General features: G+C 56.3%; 20 protein-coding genes and 1 pseudogene. 10 read left to right on the plus strand and 11 right to left on the minus strand.

The window, feature by feature from the left end:
* Positions 1 to 177 precede the first annotated feature (177 nt).
* The gene (locus EPD59_RS10445; RefSeq protein ID WP_133272729.1) at positions 178 to 1,311 is read left to right on the plus strand and encodes a hypothetical protein; all 1,134 of its coding nucleotides are present in this window, start codon (positions 178 to 180) and stop codon (positions 1,309 to 1,311) included.
* A gap of 177 nt (positions 1,312 to 1,488) precedes the next feature.
* Here EPD59_RS10445 and EPD59_RS10450 read toward each other — a convergent pair whose 3' ends face one another.
* The 6 genes from EPD59_RS10450 to mgrA all read right to left on the minus strand — a co-directional run bounded on the left by EPD59_RS10450 (position 1,489) and on the right by mgrA (position 12,641).
* The gene (locus EPD59_RS10450) at positions 1,489 to 4,785 is read right to left on the minus strand and encodes an alpha/beta fold hydrolase (RefSeq protein WP_133272730.1); all 3,297 of its coding nucleotides are present in this window, start codon (positions 4,783 to 4,785) and stop codon (positions 1,489 to 1,491) included.
* 286 nt (positions 4,786 to 5,071) lie between these two features.
* Positions 5,072 to 7,891 carry a caspase family protein gene (locus EPD59_RS10455; RefSeq protein ID WP_133272731.1) on the minus strand — a complete coding sequence of 940 codons (2,820 nt, stop codon included), beginning with the start codon at positions 7,889 to 7,891 and terminating at the stop codon, positions 5,072 to 5,074.
* A gap of 187 nt (positions 7,892 to 8,078) precedes the next feature.
* Positions 8,079 to 8,438, minus strand: a complete 360-nt coding sequence (locus EPD59_RS10460) for a CoA-binding protein (RefSeq protein ID WP_133272732.1) — start codon at positions 8,436 to 8,438, stop codon at positions 8,079 to 8,081.
* A gap of 102 nt (positions 8,439 to 8,540) precedes the next feature.
* On the minus strand, positions 8,541 to 10,112 hold the full coding sequence (locus EPD59_RS10465) for an NAD(P)/FAD-dependent oxidoreductase (RefSeq protein ID WP_133272733.1): 1,572 nt from the start codon (positions 10,110 to 10,112) through the stop codon (positions 8,541 to 8,543).
* A gap of 150 nt (positions 10,113 to 10,262) precedes the next feature.
* Positions 10,263 to 11,261 (minus strand): NADH:flavin oxidoreductase/NADH oxidase, encoded by a 999-nt coding sequence (locus tag EPD59_RS10470; protein ID WP_240731739.1) that lies wholly within the window; start codon positions 11,259 to 11,261, stop codon positions 10,263 to 10,265.
* 414 nt (positions 11,262 to 11,675) lie between these two features.
* On the minus strand, positions 11,676 to 12,641 hold the full coding sequence (gene mgrA, locus EPD59_RS10475) for an L-glyceraldehyde 3-phosphate reductase (RefSeq protein ID WP_133272735.1): 966 nt from the start codon (positions 12,639 to 12,641) through the stop codon (positions 11,676 to 11,678).
* Positions 12,642 to 12,950: 309 nt separating this feature from the next.
* On the opposite strand from mgrA, the gene EPD59_RS10480 reads away from it, so the two are divergent.
* Positions 12,951 to 13,505 (plus strand): DUF2911 domain-containing protein, encoded by a 555-nt coding sequence (locus EPD59_RS10480; RefSeq protein WP_133272736.1) that lies wholly within the window; start codon positions 12,951 to 12,953, stop codon positions 13,503 to 13,505.
* Between the two features lie 94 nt (positions 13,506 to 13,599).
* Here EPD59_RS10480 and EPD59_RS10485 read toward each other — a convergent pair whose 3' ends face one another.
* Positions 13,600 to 14,085 (minus strand): hypothetical protein, encoded by a 486-nt coding sequence (locus EPD59_RS10485; RefSeq protein ID WP_133272737.1) that lies wholly within the window; start codon positions 14,083 to 14,085, stop codon positions 13,600 to 13,602.
* A gap of 24 nt (positions 14,086 to 14,109) precedes the next feature.
* Positions 14,110 to 15,093: a tryptophan 2,3-dioxygenase family protein gene (locus EPD59_RS10490; protein WP_133272738.1), complete on the minus strand. Its 984-nt coding sequence runs from the start codon at positions 15,091 to 15,093 to the stop codon at positions 14,110 to 14,112.
* A gap of 194 nt (positions 15,094 to 15,287) precedes the next feature.
* Between EPD59_RS10490 and sdaAB the strand changes: the two genes are divergently transcribed.
* From sdaAB to EPD59_RS10530, 8 genes are all read left to right on the plus strand, one after another.
* Positions 15,288 to 15,968 (plus strand): L-serine ammonia-lyase, iron-sulfur-dependent subunit beta, encoded by a 681-nt coding sequence (sdaAB, locus tag EPD59_RS10495; RefSeq protein WP_133272739.1) that lies wholly within the window; start codon positions 15,288 to 15,290, stop codon positions 15,966 to 15,968.
* Between the two features lie 188 nt (positions 15,969 to 16,156).
* Positions 16,157 to 17,209 (plus strand): TolC family protein, encoded by a 1,053-nt coding sequence (locus EPD59_RS10500; RefSeq protein WP_133272740.1) that lies wholly within the window; start codon positions 16,157 to 16,159, stop codon positions 17,207 to 17,209.
* Positions 17,149 to 17,700: a TolC family protein gene (locus tag EPD59_RS10505; RefSeq protein ID WP_165963548.1), complete on the plus strand. Its 552-nt coding sequence runs from the start codon at positions 17,149 to 17,151 to the stop codon at positions 17,698 to 17,700. Before EPD59_RS10500 ends, EPD59_RS10505 begins: the two co-directional genes overlap by 61 nt.
* A gap of 216 nt (positions 17,701 to 17,916) precedes the next feature.
* A complete protein-coding gene (locus EPD59_RS10510; RefSeq protein WP_133272742.1) occupies positions 17,917 to 19,326 on the plus strand; it encodes an efflux RND transporter periplasmic adaptor subunit in 1,410 nt (469 codons plus the stop codon).
* Positions 19,327 to 19,517: 191 nt separating this feature from the next.
* Positions 19,518 to 20,507: an NAD(P)H-dependent glycerol-3-phosphate dehydrogenase gene (locus EPD59_RS10515; RefSeq protein WP_240731707.1), complete on the plus strand. Its 990-nt coding sequence runs from the start codon at positions 19,518 to 19,520 to the stop codon at positions 20,505 to 20,507.
* Positions 20,508 to 20,819: 312 nt separating this feature from the next.
* Entirely contained in the window at positions 20,820 to 21,041 is a 222-nt protein-coding gene (locus tag EPD59_RS10520; protein ID WP_133272743.1) for a hypothetical protein, read from the plus strand.
* 107 nt (positions 21,042 to 21,148) lie between these two features.
* Entirely contained in the window at positions 21,149 to 21,544 is a 396-nt protein-coding gene (locus tag EPD59_RS10525) for a DUF4259 domain-containing protein (RefSeq protein ID WP_133272744.1), read from the plus strand.
* 10 nt (positions 21,545 to 21,554) lie between these two features.
* A complete protein-coding gene (locus EPD59_RS10530) occupies positions 21,555 to 21,983 on the plus strand; it encodes an EamA family transporter (protein WP_133272745.1) in 429 nt (142 codons plus the stop codon).
* A gap of 231 nt (positions 21,984 to 22,214) precedes the next feature.
* Here the strand turns inward: EPD59_RS10530 and EPD59_RS10535 are convergent, their stop codons facing one another.
* From EPD59_RS10535 to EPD59_RS10545, 3 genes and pseudogenes are all read right to left on the minus strand, one after another.
* Positions 22,215 to 23,255 carry a pectinesterase family protein gene (locus tag EPD59_RS10535; RefSeq protein WP_240731708.1) on the minus strand — a complete coding sequence of 347 codons (1,041 nt, stop codon included), beginning with the start codon at positions 23,253 to 23,255 and terminating at the stop codon, positions 22,215 to 22,217.
* A 90-nt stretch (positions 23,256 to 23,345) separates the two neighbouring features.
* Positions 23,346 to 24,350: an alpha/beta hydrolase gene (locus EPD59_RS10540; RefSeq protein WP_240731709.1), complete on the minus strand. Its 1,005-nt coding sequence runs from the start codon at positions 24,348 to 24,350 to the stop codon at positions 23,346 to 23,348.
* A 195-nt stretch (positions 24,351 to 24,545) separates the two neighbouring features.
* Positions 24,546 to 25,519, minus strand: a pseudogene (locus tag EPD59_RS10545) (PorP/SprF family type IX secretion system membrane protein).
* Between the last annotated feature and the right edge of the window lie 41 nt (positions 25,520 to 25,560).

Below are 25,560 nucleotides of genomic sequence, written 5' to 3' on the forward strand. Positions count from 1 at the left end.
CATTACAACAAATGTTTCAACATTGGAAGCCGCCGGTGATAGTTATAGCATTGTGAAATATATCTATATGTAAATCAAAGTCTTATATAACAAACCTGTGCTGCTGTTGAACAAAAAGCCGAAACGTGGTAGAATAAGCTTATTCTGAAATAATTCTTATTTACAAAGCCTTCTGACATGTATAAAAATCTTATTGGAACACCTTCCGAGATATTGCGGCAGCTTAGCAACTCCCGTTTCGCCGCCCTACTTCGTCTCAGCGGTAGCGCGCTAGCCTCTCCCAGTGCTGCCGTATCAGCCTTATCTGAGCAGCTACAGAGGCTCAGATTGTCCATGAGTGCTCAGATTACGCACGCACTGCTCCACGTTAGTGAGCCGACCGAAACAGGAAATCTGGCTACGGAAGTGCTCGTCGGCCTACAAGACTTGCTGATGGAGCACTGGCCCAACGCGGCAAGTCCCACCATTACCTGTTCCATTTCAGGAGATGAGGATACGGCCGTTTACGTGCTACTCACAAGCGAAAAGCAGTCATGCCCAGCCGTATATGTTTCGTCAGAAATCTCCGTACAGAACGAAATAGGAGCAAGTTTGAAGGATCTATGGCAACGCTATCAGGATACAGGATGGACGGATTTGGGGCTGGATTGGGTAAAGCATCCGCCGTTGTACCCAACCTCAGTGACTACGAATGGCATACTCGTTTTGGGTATAAATCCATCACTGAATGAAAAAGATTTGAATCTCACAAGCTATAAAGCTAAGCGGGAAGTAGGCCCGGATTATTTTGGTCGATTAACTAGATTCATGAACACCGTTGAAAAGCAGGAGCAACGCTTTCAGGCTGGTTTTGCGGCGGGAGCAACTGCCGAAGCTACCGTACCCTGGTCGCATTTAGATGTGCTTTACGTGCGCGAAACCAAACAAGCACGCTTTAGGGAAGAGATGGGCCGGGCAGAAGTTGCACAATTTATTTACGAGCAAGCCTTACTTACTAAGCAACTTATAGAACTGGTAAAACCTCAATTGATAATAGTCGCTAATGCTTTTGCGCGTGAGCTGATGGGCAAAGACGTGAATAAGGATAAAACGCAAGGTGTTTGGATGGGCCTGAAGTTTACAAAAGAGCCAGACCTACATACAGGCACGTATCATTGTACTTCCCTGCCTGGGTCGCCGCCGGTGTTTTTTACAAGTTCCTTTGCCGGCTCCAATCCCCGAAGCAAGAGTGACGATGAGCGGCTGGCGTGGCAAATCGCGCGGTGCTTACACCAACTTCAAACCCCGGGCAGTCTGATAGCATTAAATTAGTCTTGAGAGAGAACACGAAAAAGCCCCCCAAACGTATCTAGGGGGTTTTCTTAATATATATCTTGTGAAGTTGAGGCTAAATGCCAGGAAAGTAAGTGGTAGCTAAAGCGGCAACTGTCGCTTGAGAAGCCTGAGGAAGCGCCTCAAGAAGTGCCTCTCAGAGCAGTCAGCCACAAATTACTGGGGGGCAAAATCCTCACTTTGTTGTGCTACCAGCAAGTCATTGGCTTGCCCATAGTGCTGATAAGCGCCCCAAGTAGAACCCTGGTGCGCAATCAGGGTGCGGGCAGCAGCCAGGGCCCGGCCAAGCGTTTGGGGGCGGCCTTTACCCTGCTTACTGTCCTGCGAATATTGCTTCAGCTTGGTACTATCGAGGCCCAGTAGTGCTTGCGCGTAGAATTCCTGCGCAAACGTCACCGCCAGCACATCGTTGACGGGCCAGCCGGTACCAATATAGTTACGCACGCCCCGCTCAAAGAATGCCTCGGCTACACCCGCCAGGTTGCGGTTCATTTCCTCAGCCGTAAACGCTGAATGGCCCGATGAAACCGTGGCCGAAAAACAGGCATTCGCAAATACCAAACGCGGCACACGGCGGGCCTGAAAGATTTCGCGGGCCGACAACGTTCGGTTTTCACCAAACACCCAGCCCCCATACCCAGGCCGTTGTGTGTTGAATACACCGTGGCCAGCAAAATGCACTACGTCGAAGTTGCCATTTAGAATGAGGGCCAGAATCTCCAGTGGGTCGCATTCGGCATCGCCAATGCGCTCTACCACATCAATATCAAGGCCGGAGTACTGCTTGATGCGGCTCAGAGCCTGCACTACGGCGCGGCCTTCCCGGCGCGCGCCGGGTAATTGATATTTTGGTTCCGGAGCGGGATCGGCAACCACCAGCACCCTCAAATCATGATTGCGCGGTGGCGGCAAGCCAGGCTTGGGCGAAAGCATGGTGCGAAACTGCCGCGTGAGTTGTAGCTGGGGGCCAAAATACTGCGTATCCCGACGGCGGTCGTGCGAGAAACACGCCATTTCCCAGGGCATCCCAGCCGTGTCACGGTCTAGGATAAAAGTTAAGGGCTCAGCCAGCAGCTCCTGAAAATCGACGGGAAAGAGGGCTGTGGTTAGCAGATGCCCGTACGTTTCTTGCTCCTCGCGGGTGGCAGAGTCCATAAGCCGGTCGGAAATACTGTTGGGAAAGAAGTCCTGCACGTCTACTTCGCGCACCGGAATCACGGCCCCATTTACCAGTGCCGAAAAGCGAAATCGGGAGCCGTCCCGCTCAATGGTGATGCGGGGCCCCGCCTCTGAAGCGGGCAAGTCATCGGGGCGGTTGGGCGCCGATTCGTGGGTAGTAGACTCTGACACTTGCAAAGCAGCAGGGTCCGGAGGGGTTTGCTCAAAACGAATGTGCAGGCCATCCAATGGCTGGTCGTCCTTGATGCGCTCCAGCGTGAGCGCCATAGAGTTGAACTGCGCTTCGTCACGCGCCACAATGGTAATGCGCTCCAGCGGCACCCCACTACGCCGCCGACTGTCGCTGTTCAGTTTGGCAGTCGGTTGCAGCGCATCGCACACCCCTTGCAGAAAGCTAAGTACCGCTCGTTCTTCGCTCATGGTGCCAGCCTGGGTGCCCACGACCACCGCCGCAAATTCGGTGTATTCCAGCGACGTCAAGGCATACGTGACGTTGGTCATGAGGTAGCGCAGGTCGTGGTGCGTAAAGCGGCCTTCTTCGCCCATGCCGGCCACCAGCACAGCTTTAGCGGCGAGGTTGGGCTTATTGCGGCCCGGGATGAATGCTACCTGTCCTAGCTCGCTGCCCAGCATCGCATGGTCGCTGGCCTGGCTGATCCAGTAGTCCAGCGCTTCATCTACCTGGGCCAGGCGCTTGGTGAGCGGGGCCCCCTTGTAGCGGCCCAACACCAGAACTTTTGCCTTGACTGTAGTGATGGGCTGGCAAATTAAGGCCACCGTAATCGGGTAGCGTGAGGCCGCCGTGACGGGCATGGTACGAAGCTGATCGAGGCGGCGGGTGGGGCGCTCTTCGCCCGCCGCGGCGCGCATCAACGCATCCTCGGCAGCCAAGACTTCCGCGTTTTCTTCCGCCGTAAACTTGCTGCCCGCTGCTGCGCGCCGCGCTAGCTGTTCGAGCTTCGTACCCATCAGGTCTTCGCCAATGGGACGGTGCCAGTAGCCGTCGCGAGCGGTACCGCCCCGCGTGATAATGGGCTTCTGGGGCAGGGCCGACGTATGGCCGTAGTTAAGAAGCTCGGTTATGGCTTTCAACACCAGCTCGTTACGAGGTAAGCTGCCGTGGTCCTCATCTACGTAGTACGTAGGCACCTCGGGCAGCAGGCCCAACTCAAACGGAACACGCCCGTCGCCTTGCAGCGTTTCATGGTATCTAAACTCGCCGGGGCCCACCACATCCAGCCCCGCGAGGGTGCGGCGGTTGCAGCCGGCTATGTATATCATACGCTTGGGGTCGATGGTAGCGGCGGATTTGGCCAGCAGGGTATGCAGCGCGTGGGCGCTAGCCAGGTATTCTTCCGAAATGGGGTGGTCGCCCCAGGTGCCGCGCTGGTAGAGCACGCCGGTTTCGGTGCTGAGCTTAGCAGGGGCCGGCAGCAGCTGGTAAGTGGCTTCAAACGTATTCAGAATCTTTAGTACTTCCGGCAGGCTGTTGCGCAAATCCAGCTTCGCCAGCCAGCGGACCAGCTTTTCGGCCCCTGATAGCACCTGCACCATTGCATAGGAGCCGTAGTTGGGCGTACCCAACATAATCAGACGGCCTCCCTTGCTGTCGGAACCGCGCATGCTTTGCCACAAGTCGGGGTGGCGGGCAATAAATAAGCGCGCCACCAAGCCGCCCATAGAGTGAGCTACCAGATGCACCGGGCGCTGGGGTAACTTAGTCCGGATAAAGTCAGCGAGCCGGTCGGCGGCCTGCCCTAGGTCTTGGCGCCAATCGTAAGCCAGCGGATGCATTCGCCAGTGCTGTCCCAGGCTGAGCAGGGTGCGGGCGTAGATTCGCGTATCGGTTTCTCCCACGCCAATGCCGCCCTCTTGCCCAGGCACCAGCTTTAAGGCGCCAATTCCCTCCGTCGCGATGCGCAGCAGATTAACCCACAGAGGACGATTTTGCCCCCCAGGCTTGCCCGTAAGCAACCCCGACCCCATAATGCCCGGCAGCAACACTACATCTACCAAATCGACGTCCCGCGCGCCCATGGGCTGCCCGCTGCGGTAGGGGTGAGCCAGCAGCATTTGTTGTAGTACGCCAAATTCCTCGTCGCCGAAGTAGGTGCGCAGGCTGTCCTCCAGGGCGGGTTGGGCTGGAGTAGCTTGCAGTTTTTTCAGCAGCAAAGGCCAGCTTAGGTCGGCCAGCCCCTCAGACTCCCGGGCAGGTAAAGGCTTCCCCGGAGCAACCGTGTGGCGCTCCGGCGAAGCCTTTTTCGCGTTTAGCAAATCGGAGAGGGCGGGCCCGGCCGGCCGAGCCGCAGGTGCTTCTTTGCTGTCACTCGGGGAAGGGCGCCGGGTTTATTTTTGAGTGTAGCGCGAATGGGTTTAGGTCTCGAGGGGACTGGGGGCTTTTTCGCGCGCCCGCAACCTCCCGGTGCGGCTTGGGGGCGGTTCCATTACTTTTCGTCGACATACCCTTCCCTCTAAATTACATGACGAGAAGCCTGACGGCTAAACTCTTATTTCCCCGTTTGATGCTAAGCGACAGATTGGCGCGGGCCCACTATGGACGTTAGCTAACTGCTTTTTTCCGGGTAGCCTTGGCCTTCGTTTTTGCTTTTGCTACAACCTGGAGCGGCCGCAGCAGCGGCAATTGCAGAGCTTCATCGGTGCAGTCCAGCGTTGGGTGCTGGCGGGGTATTCCTTTTTTTCCAAAAGCCTGCACCACCTTCTCCAAGAACGTTGAGTGCGTGGTATCGGTAGTGGCTTTGGTCAGCAGCGGCAGGGCCCGTACCGTGAAGTCGCCGCTGCCATCCGACTCGTACGCCACTTCCCACGGCTGACAAGCCGTGAAGTTGACGACGCGCATTTCCTCCCGGCTGCCGGCCTTGGGAGCTGCTCCGTCCTGCGCCAGCTTCTTGCGGAAGCGGCTGTGGGCTTGCTTTATTGCTTCGGTGGCGCGCATAAAGCGGGGCCGCGAGTCATGGGCGGGGTTGGCGGGTGGAACCAGCGTCAGCAGGCGGGTATTGCTGCCCGAATGACAGCAATCCATAAAGCACGTAACATTTACTCCAACCGGTATGCGCTGGAATACGGCCCTTAAATCATCATCAACCACGAAAGCCCCGGTGGCATAGTCGTGGGGGCAGAGGGCCTCGTCGCGGCTGTCGTCTTCGTCGCGGTCCAGGTCGGGCAAGGTGGTGCCATGGCCCGAGTATTGAATCACGACCACGTCGCCGGGCTTGCTACTGGTTACCAGCTTGGTGATGGTGTCGAGAATAGCCGACCGAGTAGCGGCTTCGTTAAGGAGTAAGGCGGTTTCAAAACCCTTTTTTTTCAGGGCGTGGGCCCAGTTTTTGGCATCGGCCACGCAGCCCGCCAACGGCGCCGCCGGGTAGTCATCTATCCCAATGCACAGGGCCCGTTGATGGTGCCGCCCTTTCCCGTTGACGGTAGGCACGCTCGATACCCGACTGGGGCGCGCTGATTTGCGCGGGGGTGCCGAACTGGCGGCCGCTTGCGCCTGGGCTAGTAGCACCATTTCCTCGGGGAGCTCGACTGGCTCGTGCCAAGGGTCGGTGAGGTCGCGTGTCTTTGGAAAGGGAGTAATCTTATCCGTATTCAGAATTCGGCGCAGCACGCTTTCGATGGTTGCTGCGTCGTCGTCGAAGCCACCGTGGGAGGTGCTGGTACTGCAGCTGCGACCCGTTGCTTCGGTCGTCTTGGACCACACCACTTCGGCGTTCGATTGGGGCGCGCCTTTCAGTCCTAAAAGTGTACGTAGCTGCTCATCGGCCGACAAGCAGGAATCCAGCCCCAGAATGGGAGTTTCGCGGGCTGCTTCCAGCGCATAATACACCAGATACAGCAGCGACTTGCGGTAGATAAGCGAGCAGGTATCGGCCAGCTCCAGCTTGTCGCGCATAGTATAGAGCGTGAGGTGCTGCACGCCCGTGCCCACCAACCGCGCCAACCGATTCTTAAACTCATCTACCCGAATGGCTGGCGCCAGCAGGTGCAAGGTCCGAAATGCTGGCACCCCTAGTTGCTGCGTCAGGGGCAGGAAGTGGGCGTGAAATATAGAGCCGGCGCTGTGCCCGGCGGCGTGCAGCTGCAGCGCACCCGTGCGTACGTCGGCGGCGTGCTTATGGCAAAAACGCTGAAGTCGGCGGGCCACGTAGTAGGCACCGCCATCGGGGGCGGAGGCCACCTCGGCGCTATCCTTCATGTTTCGCCAGAGCAGCCCCCCAATTTTGCCCACCGATTTTTCTACCAGCCGATCAGTTAGGTCAGTGACGCCACGGGCAAGCTCGCGGGAGCCGGTTCCGCGAATAATGGCGCCCAGCGTACCACACAGGCCGGTTTCCCACACAAAATAAAGCGGGTAAACGTGGTTGGCGAGCCACCAGGGTACGTAGCGTGCGGCGCTGCTGAGCCCGCTTTTTTCCGACACGAGCCCCCCATGAGCGTACAGCAGCACGTGCAAGGGGCGTTTGGCGGTTTTAGCTGCTGCGAGTGCTTGTTCTAGGTGCTTGTCGAAAATGGCGTCTACATCAGCGGGACTAGTGCTACATATGCCGCCGGGGGAGAAATGGCCCTGGTCCAGATTCACGACGTGCGGCCGTAGGCTCCGTAGCTCCGCGGGGCTGAGTTCCTCGGCTCCTAGAAGGCCGCGTGCCGCACTGGGGTCGGCTTCGCCCACGTAGTGCATCTCCTGGCGACTCATGCCTTCCTCGGCGGGTTCGGCCAATGCTTCGGTGGCCAGGTTGCGGGTGCGGCTGGCAATGGGTACGTAGCGCAGGGCAGCCAAGGCTTCTGCTACCTGGTTTTCGTCGATGCTTTCGTTGGCAGTCGGCACGGAGCGCGAGCCCAGCCTAGCCATAAGTAGCTGCGCTTCCCGAACTGTTTGGGCATAGTTGATGCTGCTGCCGGGACAGGTTTTTACCGACATCTGGTTGTGAAAGTGCAGGGCCTCGGCCGGCAGCTTGAAGCGGTGCAGCACATGCGCCACCACCTGTAGGGTGGTGTGGCGCTGGGCTCCATCGAATGGGTCGCGGCCTTTGTCAAAATCCCCGATCATCTCAAACATGAACGGCCCGGCCTGGGAGTTCCCATTATGGCCGCCCGAGCTAGCGGGCGCCAAGTTCCAGTTGCGGCCGGTCCAGATGGTGCCATCCGGCGCGATGGTGATGTGCTGCGCAATATCTGACCAGCCGTTGTGCTGGGTATGGTACTTCCACATGGCCGTGATAGAGGCCATGCCCTGGTATTGAGCCCGATTGGGGCGCCAGGTATGGTGCATGTGCACCGCGTTGATGCGCCGCGTAAATGGAAACTTGTTCAGCACCTGGATGAACTCGGCCAGGGTTAGTTGTTTGAAACGATCTGCCATGGCAAGTAAAAAGCTAGGGGTTAACTAATTACACTTTCATCAAACGATGCTTACTTAAAATTATAAACATATTGTGATATAAAAAATATGTATTTTACAATGCTTTTGAAGAATGCTAGGATCATTGCTTGGATAAAAAAAGCCCCCAGAATCACTTCTGGGGGCTTTTTCGTGGATGATCTTCCCTCTAATAATTACCAATCGAGAGCAATACCAAGGTGCAGGCTTCCTCCGTCCGGATACCGCGCTCTTGCGCCATACGCTCTAGTTCGGGGTTTTCGGTGCCGGGGTTGAAGATGATGCGCTTGGGTTTCAAATCCAGGATATAATCGTACCAGATAGGCTGGTTTTGCGGTCCAACGTAGAGCGTCACCGTGTCAATTTCGGGCTCGGTAGGACGGTCGGTGTGGATGTCGATGCCAGCGATCTGGCCTTTGCGCAGACCTACCGGTACCACATCGTGGCCGTGGCGCTTCAGGGAGTGTACAGCTTTATAGGCGTAGCGAGCAGGGTTGTCGCTGGCACCGAGTACGAGGGTCTTTTTCATATAGCAGGGACCGTGCAGGGCGGCCGTTAAATGAGATAGGTAGAAGTAAACAGGGGAACTGTTCTTCTGATTTATACGGAAAAGGTCGGCTGGGGGGCATTTTTAAGCTAACACCGCGAGCACCGCCTCCGCGCATCGCTCCCCATCCATAGCCGCCGACACAATGCCACCCGCGAAGCCCGCGCCTTCTCCGCAGGGAAACAAGCCCGTAATCTCGGGGTGCTGCAACGTAGCCGGGTCGCGGGGGATGCGCACGGGGGCGGAAGTGCGGCTTTCCACGCCCACAATCTGGGCTGCGTTGGTGGCGTAGCCGGGAATCTTCTGTCCGAAAGCCTTGAAACCCTGCCGCAAACGATCAGTAAGACCAGCACCCAACACCTGGCTCATCGGCACCGATACCAAGCCAGGTTGGTAGGAAGTTTCGAGCAATTCAGGCGAAAGCTTGTCTTTCAGAAAGTCACCGAGTCGCTGAGCCGGGGCAGCCTGAGAATTGCCCCCCAATGCACAAGCGCGCTGCTCAATTTCCTGCTGCAAGCGCAAACCGGCTAGGGCTCCGTGTCGCTTCACGTCCATTTCCTCCAACTCCACGGCCACCACAATGCCCGAGTTGGCAAAGCGCGAGTCGCGGCGGCTCGGCGACATGCCATTCACCACCACCTCGCCGGGCGCCGTGGCGGCGGGCACAATAAAGCCCCCCGGACACATACAAAACGAAAAAACGCCCCGCTGTTGTCCGCGCCACTGGGTTTGGTGCACCAGCGAGTACGAAGCCGCCGGCAGAGGGCCCCGATCCTGACGGCGGTACTGGGCCTGGTCGATAAGAGCCTGCGGATGCTCCACGCGCACCCCAAGGGCGAAGGGCTTGGCTTCCACGCGCACGCCGCGGCGGTGTAGAAGCTCGTAAATGTCGCGGGCGGAATGGCCGGTGGCCAGAATAACCGCGTCGGCTTCCACTGCTTCGCCCGTGGCCGTAACGACGCCGCGCAGGTGGTTTTTTTCTAGAATTAAATCTTCTACCCGCGTTTCAAAGCGAACCTCACCGCCGGCCTGAATGACGGAGTCGCGCAGGGCGGCTACCACCTGGGGCAGCTTGTTGGTGCCGATATGCGGGTGGGCATCCACTAAAATATCAGGGGTGGCGCCGTGCTGCACCAGAAGCTTCAGAATGCGGCCCACGTCGCCGCGCTTGGTGGCGCGGGTGTAGAGCTTGCCATCGGAATACGTGCCCGCGCCGCCTTCGCCGAAGCAATAATTGGAATCGGGATTAACTACGTGGTCTTTGTTCAGAGCAGCTAAATCGCGGCGACGCGTACGGACATCTTTGCCGCGCTCCAGCACAATAGGCTTCACGCCCAACTCAATCGCTCGCAACGCCGCAAATAATCCGGCTGGCCCAGCCCCCACAATTATTACCGAGCGGCGGGCCTGGCTAACATCAGAATAGCTAAACCAGGGACCAAAAATATCGGCGGGCGGAGGCTGAAACCACACATCAGCGCGCAGTCGCACCAGGGGCTGGCGGCCCCGGGCATCAATGGAGCGTTTGCGCAAATGCACAAAATCGGCCTCGCCAGGCTGGGCCCCGACGGCAGCGAGCAGGGCGCGGTAGCGGGCAAATTCGTCGTAGGCTACTTCGGGCGGAAGCAGCACTTCTATTTCTTTTTTATCGAACATGGGGTGAAAGGGAGCTAACCTTTAAACCGTGAGAAAACGTTGCTAGGAGCAAAGGTACGTACCGAACATTACCCCATAGCGATTGGTGCACTGGCTAAAGAAAGGAATCTGGACTTTTGAACCGGAGCTTCTTACTAAATGGGGTAGCGTCTACTTACGCTTGGCCCGCTCGTACTGCACGGGCCAGGGCAAATCAACGTGGAGGTCCTTGGCCGCGTGCAGAGGAAAGTAGGGGTCGCGCAGAAACTCCCGCGCTAGCAGCACCAGATCCGCCTGACCACTGGCCAGTATTTCCTCCGCCTGCTGAGCCGTGGTAATAATGCCGACCGAACCTGTAGGCATTCCGGCTTCCTGACGAATACGCTCGGCAAACTCTACCTGATAGCCAGGGCCGGCCGGGATCTTAGCATCGGGGACATTGCCTCCTGTAGACGCATCTACCAAGTCTACTCCGTGGTTTTTTAGCTCAAGGGCCAGGGCCACCGAATCATCGATTGTCCAGCCGCCCTCGACCCAATCGGTAGCCGAAATGCGCACAAATAGGGGATATTCCGCCGGCCAGATTTCGCGTACGGCAGCGGTCACCTCAAGCAATAACCGGATGCGATTTTCGAACGAGCCGCCGTACTCGTCGGCGCGCTGGTTGCTGAGCGGTGAGAAGAACTCGTGCAGCAAGTAGCCGTGGGCGCCGTGAATTTCGATGACTTTAAAACCAGCGGTGAGGGCCCGCCGGGTAGCGTCCCGAAAGTCATCCCTTACCTTTTGCAAACCAGCCTCATCAAGCGCCATCGGCGAGGGGTCGGTGGGGCGGAAGGGGAGGGCGCTGGGTGCTACCGCCTGCCAGCCACCTTCGGCAACGGGCACCGGATGGCCGCCTTTCCAAGGGCTGCTCATGCTGGCTTTGCGGCCGGCGTGGGCCAGCTGTACGCCCGGAACGGAGCCCTGCGCGGTTATAAATGAAGTAATGCGCTGTAAATTGGCTATGTGCTCGTCTTTCCAAATCCCCAGATCGTCGGGCGTGATGCGGCCCTCAGGCGAGACGGCAGTGGCTTCAAATAGGATCAAGCCTGCTCCGCCCACGGCTCGGCTGCCCAGGTGCACTAAGTGCCAGTCGTTGGCAAATCCATCCTCCGACGAATACTGGCACATGGGCGACACCACAATGCGGTTCTTCAACTCAACTTCCCGCATGCGCAGCGGGCTAAATAAGGTAGCAGACATAGAAAAATGGTCAAGTGAATTTGTGAGAAAAACCCCCTAGAACGTTAGAGGCGCAGCCGAAGCATCTCGCGTGGAGTCGTTGCAATGCAAAATCCCCAACTGGCGGTCATGCTGAGCTTGCCGAAGCATCTCTGCCGCTTCGCTGCGGTAAGGGTGAGGTTAGTAATCAGTAGAGATGCTTCGACAGGCTCAGCATGACGTTCTGCCTAAGTAAGATTAACCTCTCCCATCAGCACGCGAGATGCTTCGCTGCGCGCTGCATGACGGTCACATTTCATAAATGATTTTTGGGCTTTATGTACGTCTGGGGGCTTTTCTACCTCAGAATTTCCTCAATCGTGCTCAACTGCTCCGCGCTAAACTCGGGCTATGCAGGCATTGCAGCGAATCCTGGAGCTGCGCGGGGCGGCTGGCACCGATGAGCACCGACGTCACGCGCGGATCCTTCAGAATCCAGGCCAGGGCCATTTGGGCGAGGCTTTGGTTGCGCTCCTGCGCCAGCTGGTGCAAACGGCGGATCTGGTCGAGGCGCTCGCGCGTGAGTTGTTCTTCTGAAAGCGATGGGCCGCCGCGTCCCGCCCGCGAGTCGGCTGGAATGCCGTGTAGATATTTATCCGTCAGCAGGCCTTGGGCTAGGGGCGAAAAAGGGATGCAGCCCACGCCTTCGGTTTCAAGTAAGTCGAGGAGGCCATCTTCCACCCAGCGCTCAAACATGGAATATTTGGGCTGATGAATGAGGCAGGGCGTGCCCAAATCGCGCAGCATCTTGATGGCCTGCTCCGCTTCGGCTGGCCGGTAGTTGGAAATGCCCACATACAACGCTTTGCCCTGACTCACAATGAGATCAAGGGCGGCCATGGTTTCTTCCAGCGGCGTGTCGGGGTCGGGGCGGTGGTGGTAGAAAATGTCCACGTAGTCCAGCTTCATGCGCCGCAGACTTTGGTCGAGGCTGGAAACTAGATATTTCTTGGAGCCCCAGTCGCCGTAGGGGCCGTCCCACATCGTGTAGCCCGCTTTGGTAGAGATAATCAGCTCGTCGCGGTAGGCCCGGAAATCTTCTTTCAGAATGCGGCCAAAGTTGGTTTCGGCCGTGCCGGGCGGGGGACCGTAATTGTTGGCCAAATCGAAGTGCGTCACGCCGTGATCAAAGGCCAGACGCAAAGTCGCGCGGAAGTTTTCCAGCACATCTACATCGCCAAAGTTCTGCCATAGTCCCAGCGACACGGCCGGCAGCTTGAGCCCGCTGCGGCCGCAGCGTCGGTATTGCATGGTGGACGTGTAGCGGTCCGGATTGGCGACGTAGGTCATACAGGAAAGTTGAGTAGGAAGTGAAATGAGAGCTTTAGCGTGATAAGGTAACTGGTTTGCGGTTTTTGAGAGAGTACGCTCAAGCCCCTAAAAAAGCCCCCAGCTTCCGGCGATACGCTGGGTTTCGCTTTTAGGCTACAGGCCGCATGTTTCTGAGCAATAATTTAGTATCTTCTATTACAACCTGTTGGCGAATAATACGTCCTTCCGTGTACTCATTAAACCCCTAACAATCAGGGTTTCGTTTAAAACAAATCCTACCGACTTGGTTGTGTAGGCACACCATTCACCCTTTCTACCTAAACCCGTATGAAAACCTCCTCTCCCAAATTCCTGCTCCTTTTCGTCTGGGTCATGTTGCTGTTTGCGGGCAGCGCTGTTGCCCAGACTACGACTAAAGCGCCTGAAGACAAAAGCAAGCGCCCAAGCCCCCCGGCCACCGTTACGGGCCCCAACTTCACCATCGAGTACAGCCGACCTTCGATGAAAGGCCGCAAGATCTTCGGCGAACTGGAGCCTTACGGCAAGGTGTGGCGCACGGGCGCCAATGAGGCTACTACGTTTGAAGCCAAACAGGCCGTTACCATCAATGGGCAGGCGCTACCTGCTGGCAAATACGCCCTGTTTACTATTCCCAACGAGCAGGAATGGACCATTATCTTCAACAAAACCGCCAATCAGTGGGGCGCTTTTAAGTACGACGAAAAGCAGGATGCTCTGCGCGTCAAAGTGAAGCCCACCAAGACCGCACAACCCGTAGAGCAGTTCACCATCAAAGCCGATAAAGCTGGCACTGTCACGATGGCCTGGGAAAACTCGCAGGTTGCTTTCAAAGTTGCTGGTGCTGCTAAGGCGCAACTGTAGTATTTCTTAGTAACTACATCGGCCGCCGTTCTTGCTTGAAAGCAGGGGCGGCGGCCGATGTAGTTTTATACCTTAATATCTTAAATAGTCTGAGTCATTTAGTGTAATTAGGTATTTTCGTTTGTACTTGATTTTGTAGCCTAGTAATATATAAAAGTAAATAAATGGCAATAACATTGAAACTTAATGTAGCTGTATATTTTTCGTAATTTATGTTTAAAATCATTGATGATAATTCAAAGTTAAATTTAAACAGAACATCTTTAGTAAGGTCAATGCCTATAGTAAAACCAATTCCTGAGATATATTTAAAAGCGTAACCAGCCGCAGCAAAATGAATGATTTGTAAAGCTTGATTTAGTAAGGAAAGTTTGAGGCCTTTCGAATGATTTGATAGTAAAGTTTGGCCCGCATATATTGAAAATATATACAAACTAATCATTATTATTAACATAAATAAAACGATTCCAGAAATTGATTCTGTTGAGATTAAGGCCATTATCCATGCAAAGATTCCAATAACTCCTCCTGCAATCTGGTACCAAGCCAGTGTTTTATAATTAATAATAGTTGAAGACATTTTTTGAATATTATTTAAATTTAGCTACTTCGGCGCCTGCGCTTCTCCCAAAACTTCCTCTACCCAAGCCTTACCCCATTCCTCCAACTCCTGCTCCGTCCAGAGCAGCGGGTAAAAGATGCGGCGCTGGAACTTGGGGGGCAAATATTTCTTCCAGTTGGTGCCGCCCGTGGCAGCGATGGCGGTAGGGTCGCGCTCCAGGTAGCGCACCGCCGATTTGTAGTGCATCAGGGGCCAGTTCACGTTCACGTTGGCGTCGAGCTGGCGCAGGGCGCGCACTAGGCGGGGGTGGCGCTGATCTTCGGCGGGCAGACGCTCTAGCACCGTCCAGACGTTGCGGGTGCGGTAGTGAGCGGCGTGGTCGTGGAGGGTTTGGGTGTACTTTTCCTCAAACTGAATCAGCGTCAGGGCTTTCGCGCCCGATTCTTCGATAGTAGCGCCGGCTTTCCAGTAGATGCAACCCATTAGCTCGTCGTGGGCAGCGGCTTCGCCCAGCAGGCGGCGCTTCTCTTTATCTACCAGGTTGTCGAGCGAAGTAGAGGCTAACTCAATCATGCGGTACTGCACGCTCTGGAAGCCCGAGGCCGGCATCAGGGCCATGCGAAACTGCAAGAACTGCTGCTTGTCCATGCCGTCCACCATCACGTCGAACGAGTCGATCAGGTTCTCAAAGTAGCGGTTGATGCGGTTGATGCGCAGCACCAGCTCGCCCACGGTGGGCTGCTGCAACTCGCCCATCTGCTCGTACTCGCAGAGGCAGAGCTTGAAGTACAACTCCGTGATCTGGTGATACATAATGAAAATACGCTCATCCGGAATCTGGGTAAGCGGGCGCTGCAGACTCAGGAGCGTATCAAGCTCGATATAGTCCCAGTAGTTGACGTAATCGGCGTAGAAAAGGCCTTCGAGGTAGGAAGCAAGGTCTTGGCCGTCAGCGGCATATTTGGCTTGCAGGCGGCGGAGCTGTTCGAGCACCTGAGGCGTGAATTCGGATTGATTGGGGGGCATTTCCATAGGAGGGAGAGAAGCGGGTAAGCGCCGCAAAGAACGAAAATCCTATCAAAAGCGAGCGGGCAGGCAACTCTTCGGCTCTTACTGGTATCTATAGAAACAAGCCCCGAAAAGCCCCCCAGCCGCCTCCGCCATTGCAGGCCAAATCAATCGTTGTTTTCCCGCCCGAAACATCTACTTTTACCGCTATTATGGCCGAGAAAAGCAGCATTTTTGATATGATTGGGCCGGTGATGATTGGGCCCAGCAGCTCGCACACGGCCGGAGTAGTGCGCATTGCGGGTGCCGCGATTCGAATTCTGGGTTCGTTGCCCACTCACGCCACCATTACCTTTTACAACTCCTTCGCCCGCACCTACGAGGGCCACGGCTCCGACCGCGCCATTGTGGCCGGTTTGCTGGGCTACGCCACCGACGACAAGCGCATCCGCGACGCCTTCGACTACGCCAAGGAAGCCGGCCTGCAATACACGTTTCAGAGTGTAGGCAATGCGTCCACCATGCACCCGAACACGATAAAGCTGCAGTTGCGCGATGAGCGCACGGGCCATTCTACTGAGGTTATTGGCCAAAGCAGGGGCGGGGGCGTGATTCGGATAGTTGAGGTCGACGGTTTTCCGGCCGACTTTTCCGCCTCTCTACATACGCTCATCGTGGACGCCGACGACCGACAGGGCTCTATTGCCTTTATCGCGTCCGTCATTGCCCACGACGACTGCAACATCGCTACCATGTTCGTTTCGCGCAAAGGGCGCAACGATTTGGCCCGCCAGTTTATCGAAATGGACTCAGGCATCAAGCCGATTACGCTCGAATATCTGCGCCAGCTAAGCTGGGTTCATCAGGTTACCTACATTCCTACTGTCGAATAAGCTGAATCTGAGGCGAAAAATGCCCCCCAGATAGGTTCTAAAGGTGTTTTCATAGATAAAAATAGTGGTACTTTGTGTTGCATAGTACCTTTTATTATATTTGAGCACAGATTGTTTATGCAATCCATCTCAAGCGAAGTCTAAATCTCTAGTTGCCAGCACTCTTACGTCATCAAGACCAAACACACATGAAACAAACTCGTACTCCGATCTTCCATCGGGTGACTGCCCTGGGGGCAAGCGCCTGGTTGTTGCTGGCCGTACCAGGGTTGGCTCAAACGACTACGCCTGCTCAGCCGCCCGCCGGCACCATTGCTGCTCCGGCTCCGGTGCCTAGCGGCCCCTGGACCCTGCAGCGGGCCGTAGATTATGCTGTGCAGAACAACCTCAACGTACGCCAAAGCACACTTTCGGCGGAGCTCAGCGACGCAGATCTACGGCAAAGCCGGGCGGCAATGTTGCCTACGGCCAGCGCCAACGGCACGCAGGCTTGGAACTATGGTACCGGCCTCGACCCGCTGACCAACGACTTCGTAAGTCAGACAATTCGCTCTAATAACTTCTCGGCAAATACTCAGCTGAATATCTTCTCGGGATTTCAGCTGCGCAATACTGTGAAGCGCAATGTGTTGGACTACAAGGCTAGCCTAGCCGACATTGAGCAGGCTCGCAATGATTTGTCTTTGAATGTTGCCGCGGCGTTTCTGCAGTTAGTATTGAACCAGGAGTTGGTGCGCACCAATGAACTGCGGGTAAACACTACCCAACAGCAGCTCGAGCGGACCAAGAAACTGCTCGCGGCCGGCAGCGTGGCCGAAAGCAACCTGCTTGATACACAAGCGCAGCTAGCTTCCGACGAGCTTAACTTAGTAACGGCCCAAAACCAGCGCGACATTTCGCGCCTGCAATTAGCGCAGCTGCTCAATCTGGACCCGGCCGGTGCCGCCGCTTTCCAGATCGAAGTGCCGAACCTGCCGGACCCCGATGAGCAATCGACTGTCAATTTTAATCCTAACGATACTTACCAAACCGCGCAGGGCTTCTTGCCGCAGATTCAAGCGGCTGATTTGCGCGTGCAAAGTTCAATTCGGGGCGTTGAGGTAGCGCGGGGGCTTATTATCCCCGTTTATTCTTCGGGGCCGGTGTTTTCACAGGTTTCTCCTCCGCCCGGCTGGCGCGGGTGCTCACCGGCGACTCTACTGCTGGCACTCCGCTGCCCGTCTTTCAGATTGACCCAATAGTTGGCCCGCGTCCCACCAACTTTGCGGTGCTCACACCTCGTCAACCCAATTTTGAGCTGCTTCCTACTGAATTTGGCTCTCAAATAAAGGATAACATTGGCCGTTCCCTGCAATTCACGCTGCAAATCCCCATTCTGAATGGTCTGCAGACCCGTACCAATGTGCAGCGCTCCCAGATTGCGGTAAAGCAGGCCGAGCTACGGGCCGCCCAAACCCGTCTAGAACTACAGCAGACTATTCAGCAGGCCTACGCCGACGCGATTGCCGCCCAGCGTCGCTTTGCCTCCGCCAGCCGTCAGGTGCAAGCCCTTACTACGGCCTACCGCAACGCCGAAATCCGGTTCAACAACGGCTTGCTGAACGGCACGGAGTTTAACATTGCAAAAAATAACCTCAATGGAGCCGAATCGAGCATGATTCAGGCGAAGTATGAGTTTATTTTCCGTCGGAAGGTGTTAGAGTTTTACCAAGGCAACCCGCTGACCTTATAAGGAAGTAAGGGGCGACGCTCAGGCTGCTGAACACCGGGGCAAAAAAGCCCCCCAGTCGTTAGAAAGCTCGCAGCGAGGGTGAAATAGATGGAATAAAAGGCCGTGCGAAGCTCCAGCGTAAGCGGGCCATAGAAAACCAGCTGTAGCGTTGCCCTATCTTTAGTTTTAATTGATTTATTTGCCTTCTCTTTCCCTACGCTGGATTTCTTTTCAAACATGAAAAACAACCGCTTACTATACATTCTGCTGGGAGTACTGGTTCTGTTGATAGCCGGGTACATGGTGGCCAAAAAGCAGGGATGGATAGGTAAACCTGACGGAACCGAAGTTATCGTCGCCAAAGCCGGGCCAGCGACTATCGTGGAAAAGGTAAGCGCCTCGGGCAAAGTACAGCCGGAGACGGAAGTAAAAATCTCGCCCGACGTATCCGGTGAAATCACGGAGCTGTATGTAGCCGAGGGCGACTCCGTTAAAAAAGGGCAGCTGTTGCTCCGCATTCGCCCCGATAACTACCAGGCTATGGTAAACATGCAGTCGGCGAGCGTGAATACCCAGCGGGCCAACGTTGGCCAGACGCAGGCGCGCTTGCAGCAGTTGATGGCGAACGCCAAGCAGACTGAGCTGGCGTATCGTCGGAATGCCTCGCTGTATAAGCAAAAAGTAATTTCCCAGGCCGATTACGAGGCTAGCAAAGCCGCCTACGACGCCAGCCAGGAAGAAATAAACAGCGCCCGCCAAAGCATTCGCGGTGCCCAGTCTGGAGTAGCCAGCGCGCAGGCATCATTGGATGAGGCTCGCCGCAACCTGGAGAAAACGACCATTTACGCCCCCGTAAGCGGCACCGTCAGTAAGCTGAATGTGGAGCGAGGCGAGCGGGTAGTAGGTACTTCGCAAATGGCTGGTACCGAAATCATGCGCATTGCCGACCTCAACTCCATGGAGGTGCGGGTGAACGTGAACGAAAACCAGATCATCGACGTGAACCTGGGCGACTCGGTGAACGTGGATGTGGACTCCTACGCCAATAAGGACGAGAAATTCCGGGGCATCGTAACCAGCGTGGCCAATACCGCCAAAGACGCCCTGACTGCTGAAGCTGTTACCGAATTTGAGGTCCGAATCCGTCTGGTGCCCGAATCCTATCAGCACCTGGTGCGCAATGTGGGCGGCCGTACCATCGTCCCATTCCGTCCTGGCATGACAGCTTCTGTTGATATTATCACCGACCGTAAAAGCAATGTGCTGAGCGTGCCGCTCAACGCCGTAACCACCAAAACGGATAGCTCGGCCATCGCCGGCCCCAACAAAGGTGATGGTCCGAAGGTGCGCGTAGGCCGTGGCGGCGGTGGCAATTCGGAGGAGACTGCCCAAGCCGCGCCAACCGATGTGCAGGAAGTGGTATTCGTAATTCGTGATGGCAAGGCCGTAATGGTGCCAGTAAAAACTGGAATCAGCGACATCACAAATATTGAAATTCTCAGTGGCCTGAAAGCCGGCGACCAGGTAGCCAGCGGCCCGTATGCAACCGTGCATAAGAAGCTGAAAGACGGGGCAGTAGTGGTAGTGAAAGACGAAAAGTCTATCAACAAAGCGGCTCTAAAAGAAGAAGTAGCTGATGCTGATTAAGCAACTTTAACAGGGCTTGTTAGGTAGCAAATGAGAGGCTGGGGGGCTTTTTTACCCCGGCCTCTCATTTTTTTGTCTAAACTCGTCCTTGCGACAAAGTTGGTTGCCGTTGCGCTTGGGTTTGAGGGCAGGGGCGGTTCAGGTCGTTTAACCGGAGAAGGTGCTCGCGCGCTTTCCAATACGTTTATTTGGTGGAAAAAATAGCCATGATCGGCGGCGGCTCCTGGGCTACTGCTTTAACAAAAATATTATCCGAAAACGGGGCCCAGGTGGGCTGGTGGCTGCGCTCCAAAGACGATGTGCAGCACTTGCTGCGTACGCGCCACAACCCGCGCTACTTATCCTCGGTGGCCTTCGATCTGAGTCGCGTTTTTCCCTCCACCGACCTGAAGGAAGTGGTCGAAGATGCCGATTGGCTGGTGCTGGCCGTGCCCGCCGCCTTTGTGCAGGGCGCCCTCGACAAGCTCGACCGCGATTCTCTCCGCGACAAGCGCGTTATTTCCGCCATTAAGGGCATGATTCCGGGCAAAAATGTGCTCGTTACCGATTACGTAGCTGAGCGTTTTCGGCTTGATGTAGAGCAATTGGGCGTTGTGGCCGGCCCATGCCACGCCGAGGAAGTGGCCCTCGAAAAGCAGAGCTACCTCACCATCGGCGGCCCCGATCTGGAGTTGGCCGAGGATTTCTGCCAGCTCCTGCGCAACCGCTACGTGAAGGCACACCCCGCCGCCGACCTCGACGGCATTGAATACTGCGCCGTGATGAAAAACATCATTGCCTTAACCTGCGGCATTGCCCACGGCCTGGGCTACGGCGACAATTTTCAGGCGGTATTAGTCAGTAACGCGGTGCAGGAAATCCGGCGCTTCCTCTACGCGCTCAGCCCCAACCAGCGCGACCTGAGCGCCAGCGCCTACCTCGGCGACCTGCTCGTAACGGCTTACTCCCAGTTCTCCCGCAACCGCACGTTTGGCAACATGGTAGGTCGCGGCTACTCCGTAAAATCGGCGCAGATGGAGATGAACATGGTGGCCGAGGGCTACTACGCCGTCAAGAGTATTTATGAGCTGAATAAGAAGCTGAAGGTGAGCATGCCAATTACCAACGCAGCTTACCACATCCTCTATGAGAAGATTTCGCCGGCCGTGGAGCTGGAGATTCTGAAGGAGAAGTTCAAGTAATATGATGCTGGTAGCGGACTTGCGGCTGAGTGCCGTGGTAGCGGCGGCTGTGGCCTGCGTAATTATTGCGGTTGGACACATATGGTTTAACGCTTCCTTTTGGCTGTTTAATGAATCGGATGGTTGGACAATCTATCCTCCATTGTCTGCACTGCCGCAAGCTGTCTCATATCAGGACCCTGATCCTTTTGAATATCTCGTTTATTTAGGAGTAATAACAGGTGCTTTTGTCGCTGGGGGCTTTCGGTGTGTTGTTTACTGGCGTCGGCAGTAGTGCGCCATCGGCGGCGAGAAGCAACAACCCAACTTATAATGCCTCTTTGGCTACCACTGGTTTTATTGTTGCCGGTGGCAGCTCATCTTATAGGGCGAGGCTACTATGGCTATAAAGCAATGCAGGCCGAATCGTTCTTTCTTCAGAAAGAATCATTTTCCAGTCCCACTTCTCCGCAGCCACTTGTGCCCAGTGTAGCAGACTATCTGACAGAAGCCGATGACGATGCGATGGATAATGCGCTTGAAAAGCCGGAATAGCCGCAGCGCTGCGACAGGTTTATAGAAAGATGATTGAAATAACCATTCTGTCGCTTAGCTAGTAAAGCTTTCAGACACGATTAGTACTACACCTTATTTACTAGCATATGGGAACCTGGGGCTACTACAACTTCGACAACGACGCGGCAGCCGACTTCGCCGAAGACTTCCGTGATAATCACAATGAGGCAAAGCTGCTCGAAGCGTTAGTCGCGGTGGCTGAGGAGGAAGACCATATTGACGGTGATGCAGCCAGCGAAGCGCTGGCGGCGGCTGAAATAGTAGCTGCCATTCTGGGCAAACCGTCCCGCGATTTTCCCGCCGATCTGATACCCGTAATAGTGAAGCTGGATGCCAGCGAAAGCGAGGACCTGCGCGAGATGGCCCAGCAAGCCGTGCAGGCTGTAGTCAGCAAGTCGGAGCTACAGGAGATGTGGGCTAAAAACGAATCGGCCGAGGACTGGCAGCATACCCAGCAGGACCTATTACATCGCCTGACCTAGAGCCATTTGCATGAACTGGCTTTTGCTGGCTGTCATCACAGCCTTCTGCCTCGGGCTTTATAACTTCTTTATTAAGCTGGCATCGGGTAACATTCACCAAGTAGCTGGGGCAGTACTCCTTCAGCTCGTGGCGGCGGCGGTGGGGGGCTTTTTGCTACTTTATATCAAGGCTACACGGCAGCCAGTGAGCATCTCTCAAACGGGCGTGCTGTATTCCTGTCTGGCGGGTTTGAGCGTGGGCATCGCTGAGATTTTGACATTCTACGTGTTCACGAAAGGCGCCCCAGCCTCGGTGGGTACGCCCATTATCGTCGGTGGCTCGGTGGCGGTGGCCGCCGTGCTGGGTTGGTTGGTGCTGCGAGAGCAGATTACGCTGGGCCAGGTGCTGGGCGTAGGGCTGATAGTGGCTGGCGTGGTATTACTCGCCAGAGGTCATTAGCGGTTTCAGCGCCTAGCCAACGTTCGATTTCTAAACAGGTCACGGGTGAGTCAAAGTTAATAATACGCAAAGGCTCCGTTGCTTCATGAATAGCGTAGACGCTCCCCAAATGAGTTCATTCTGGGCGTACAATGTTTGAGGTAAACTACTCAGGATTGTGTGCCATTTTCGCGGCCTTTCATGCAACATCAAAAAAGCCCCCAGCGCGAAAAATCGACCCGCAATGCTAGCTTACTCTGGTGTGGGTTGCCACGGTGTGGGGCCCGCAAAAATCCGGGCCAACGTATAGCGCCGGGCTTCGCGAGCCCGCAGCTGCCGCGCCCACCGCACGCGCCCAGTGGCCTGGGCTCCCGGCCCGGTAGACTGGTATTCGGCGTAGAAAGCGGTCTGCTCGTTTTGTGGGTTTCGCCAGTTGTCCCAGCCGGCGGCGGTGATGTGGGCGCCCAATTCCGAGTGCAGAAATACGGTGCGCGCGTGGGGCCGCCAAGGCCGGCCCAGGTACACCTTCTGCGCTTCGGGCGCTGCCGTGAGACGACATTGGAGGAACACCAGCCCATAGGCCTGCCGGGGCGTAGTAGAGGCAGCCGTGATGTAGGAGTCGCGTTTGCTGTGGATGGTGCAACGGTCGAAGACGGCCGTGCTGGCGCCAAAGATGAAGTCGGTGGTGCCCTCAATATAACAATCCTGATAATACTGGCGGCTGTTTTCTATGGCCAGAAACAGCGTGTCCTGGTGACCCAGCATACGGCAGTGGCGAAACACGGCCCGGTCGCCTTCCACGTGCAGGGCCACAGCCTGCCCAACTGGCCCAGCCGCGTTTTCGAAGGTGATATTCTCGGCCCAGAAGTCGTTGCCCTGGACGCGCACCGTGTGGGAGGTGTAGGTAGTATGCCCGGCCGCGTCGCCTGAGTAGTCGCTGAAGGTGATGACAACGCCGTCGCGGCTTTCGCCTAGCAGGGTGATATTGGTTTTCTGAGCCGGAATAACCAGCTTTTCGCGGTAGGTGCCGTTTTTGATATAGATGGTAGCCCGCACCTGCATGAAGTCGCGCACGGCCATCACCGCCTCCTGAATGCTACGGTAGTCGCCCGAGCCGTCCGGCGCTACGGTCAGGCGCACGGGTTGCGAAAAGGAAGGTGCCGCGGCTTTGGCCGGAGTCGCCGGGGTATCTTGGGCTAGGGCGGCCGCTACACTCAACAGCAGGCAGCTTGTTAGTAGCAGAAACCGCAACGGCTGCAGGCGGTGTAGGGCAGGAGACGAAGGCTTCGGCACAGGCTATACAGTTTAGGATGACGCCGGCAGCGGGCTGCGGTCGTTGCGGTTTCTATATTTTGCCTCCAGTAGCTTCCTGGGGGGGCAAAATTATGGCCGCTTCGGGAAAACCTTAGCCAGGAACGCGACAGTATGCTCCAAGGTTAAGTCAAACCAAGGGTTGAACAGGGGAAACGTGTGCGGCGCCTTGGGAAAAACGTGCGTCTCGTGGTAGATACCGAAGGCATCCAGTTTTTTGATCATGTCGTCGCGGCCCGCGTGCATACGGTCGACGGAACTGTTTAAGAACAGGATGGGTGGCGTCTGGGCCGTGACGTGGTTCAGGGCGCCGGCTTGGTGCCACAGGGCGGGCTGGTCTGTTTTGGATGCGCCAAACCAGCGTGTAGCGGCGGAAAGCCCTCGGCTGTCATCGCCCTCCCCCGACTCAGGATGGATAAAGGCCAACGTACCATCCACATCAATGATGGCCTGCACGTGACTGGAACGGCTCGTCTGGCAGGCCGAACCCTCCAGCTGCGCGTCACCGTTAGTCGTGCCCAGTAAAGCGGACATTTGTCCTCCTGCCGAAAATCCCCAGACGGCAATTCGAGTAGTGTCGATGGGGTAGGTGCCCGCCTGAGTCCGCAGCCAGCGCACGGCGGCCTTTAGGTCGGTCACGGCGGCCGGGTACCGGGCTTCCGGCGACAAGCGGTACTCCACTGTGACCGTCACGTAGCCCTTGGCGGCGAGCTGCTGAGCCATCGGCGCGTGGTGAGAGCGGTCGCCGGAACTCCAACCGCCACCGTGGATAAGCAACACGGCCGGGTAACCTCGGGAGCGCTTTGCCTTCGGATAAAAGATATCGAGCTGCAATGGCCGCCCGCCCACGGTACAGTAGGTTAAGTTTCGCTGCGCTTGAATGGTGGAGGGAAACGCGGGTTGGGCCAGAGTAATGGTTGGATTGTCCTTGCGGGCTTTTCGCAGGGCGCTAGCCACCGTAAAAGAAGTATCGCGCGTAAGCGGCTGTTGGGCGGCTAGTGGCTGCACACCCATGACCAGCAGTACGATGGCTACGACTAACCGAGGAAGTAATCTGAAATGGCGAAATAAAGTCATCAGCGCACGGGTAGATGGCAGATCCAGGGCCAAGATAAGCTGCGAGGCAAAAAGATGGGCTCACCCTCATGGATCCAACACCCAAGCCCATGCTTGGTCAGAGTAGCACCAGAACCCGCTGCGTGCTACGTGCCGCGAATGGCCTTTAAAGTTGAATACGCCGCATAGTATGTACAGCAGTACACGTGTGAATACCTACCAGAACCGGTTTGTGCATACCACCTGCGCTTTTTTCTTCAGCCTCAACCCTACGATCACCTCGTGGCTGCCGCCGTGGTAGCCATTAAGCTCCGAGAGACCCGCATCGTAGGAATAGCCTACGGTGAGCTGCTCATAGCTGAGGCCCACCATCCCCACGAACGAGTCAAAGGCGCGCCACGATACGCCAGCCCACAGCAGATCTTGGTACTTAAGCTTGGCGTTGATGTCGAGCGAGAGCGGAGCGGGGTTGACGGCCTTAAGCATCAATGAAGGTACCAGTGACCAATCTTTGTTGAGCGGCACCCGTACGCCGCCAGTAGCGAAGTAGTGACGCTTCAAGGTGTTGCCGGGCGCTCCTTCGCCCAACTGGTTTGGTCCGTAGGAGAAGTCGAGCTTATTGCCCAGCAGCTGCGAACCCGCCACCCCAACGTAAAAATTGGAGCTGTACACCCACAATCCCACCGAACCATCCAGCACCCGCGAGGCAGCACTGGGCGTAGCGGTTGTGGGGTCAAAAAAGCGCAGCTTCTGCCCATCAACGGCAAATTGCTGCATGCCCACCGACGCACCCAATGCCGCCCGCAGGTCAGGTCTTAAAACTAGGTTATAAGCGTAGGAAGCGTAGGCACCCGTACGGCTTGTGGGCCCAGTCTCGTCCCTATACACAAAGCCCCCAGCGCGTGAAACGGCCGGCGCCGGTCGCGGATGGTGCGCTTGGTGGTAGTGCGCCATTTGCCCAGTGAGGAATTAATGCTGGCGTAGTAAGTCTTAGGCGCACCCTCCAGGCCCGTCCATTGGGTGCGGTAGCTGAACTTAACGTCGATGTAATCTTCCACACCAGTTGCGCCAGGGTTCAGAATGTAGTTATTATTCATGTATTGGCTGTACTGCGCCTGCTGCTGGGCCAAAGCCGGCAGGGTTGCCAGCAGCAGCAGCGGGGGCAGCAGTAGAGTTAGAGCTCTTTTCATAACAGGTATTGCCTTAGCGTCTATCTAGGAGAAAAGTAGTC

Source organism: Hymenobacter radiodurans, assembly GCF_004355185.1.
GTDB classification, from domain to species: domain Bacteria; phylum Bacteroidota; class Bacteroidia; order Cytophagales; family Hymenobacteraceae; genus Hymenobacter; species Hymenobacter radiodurans.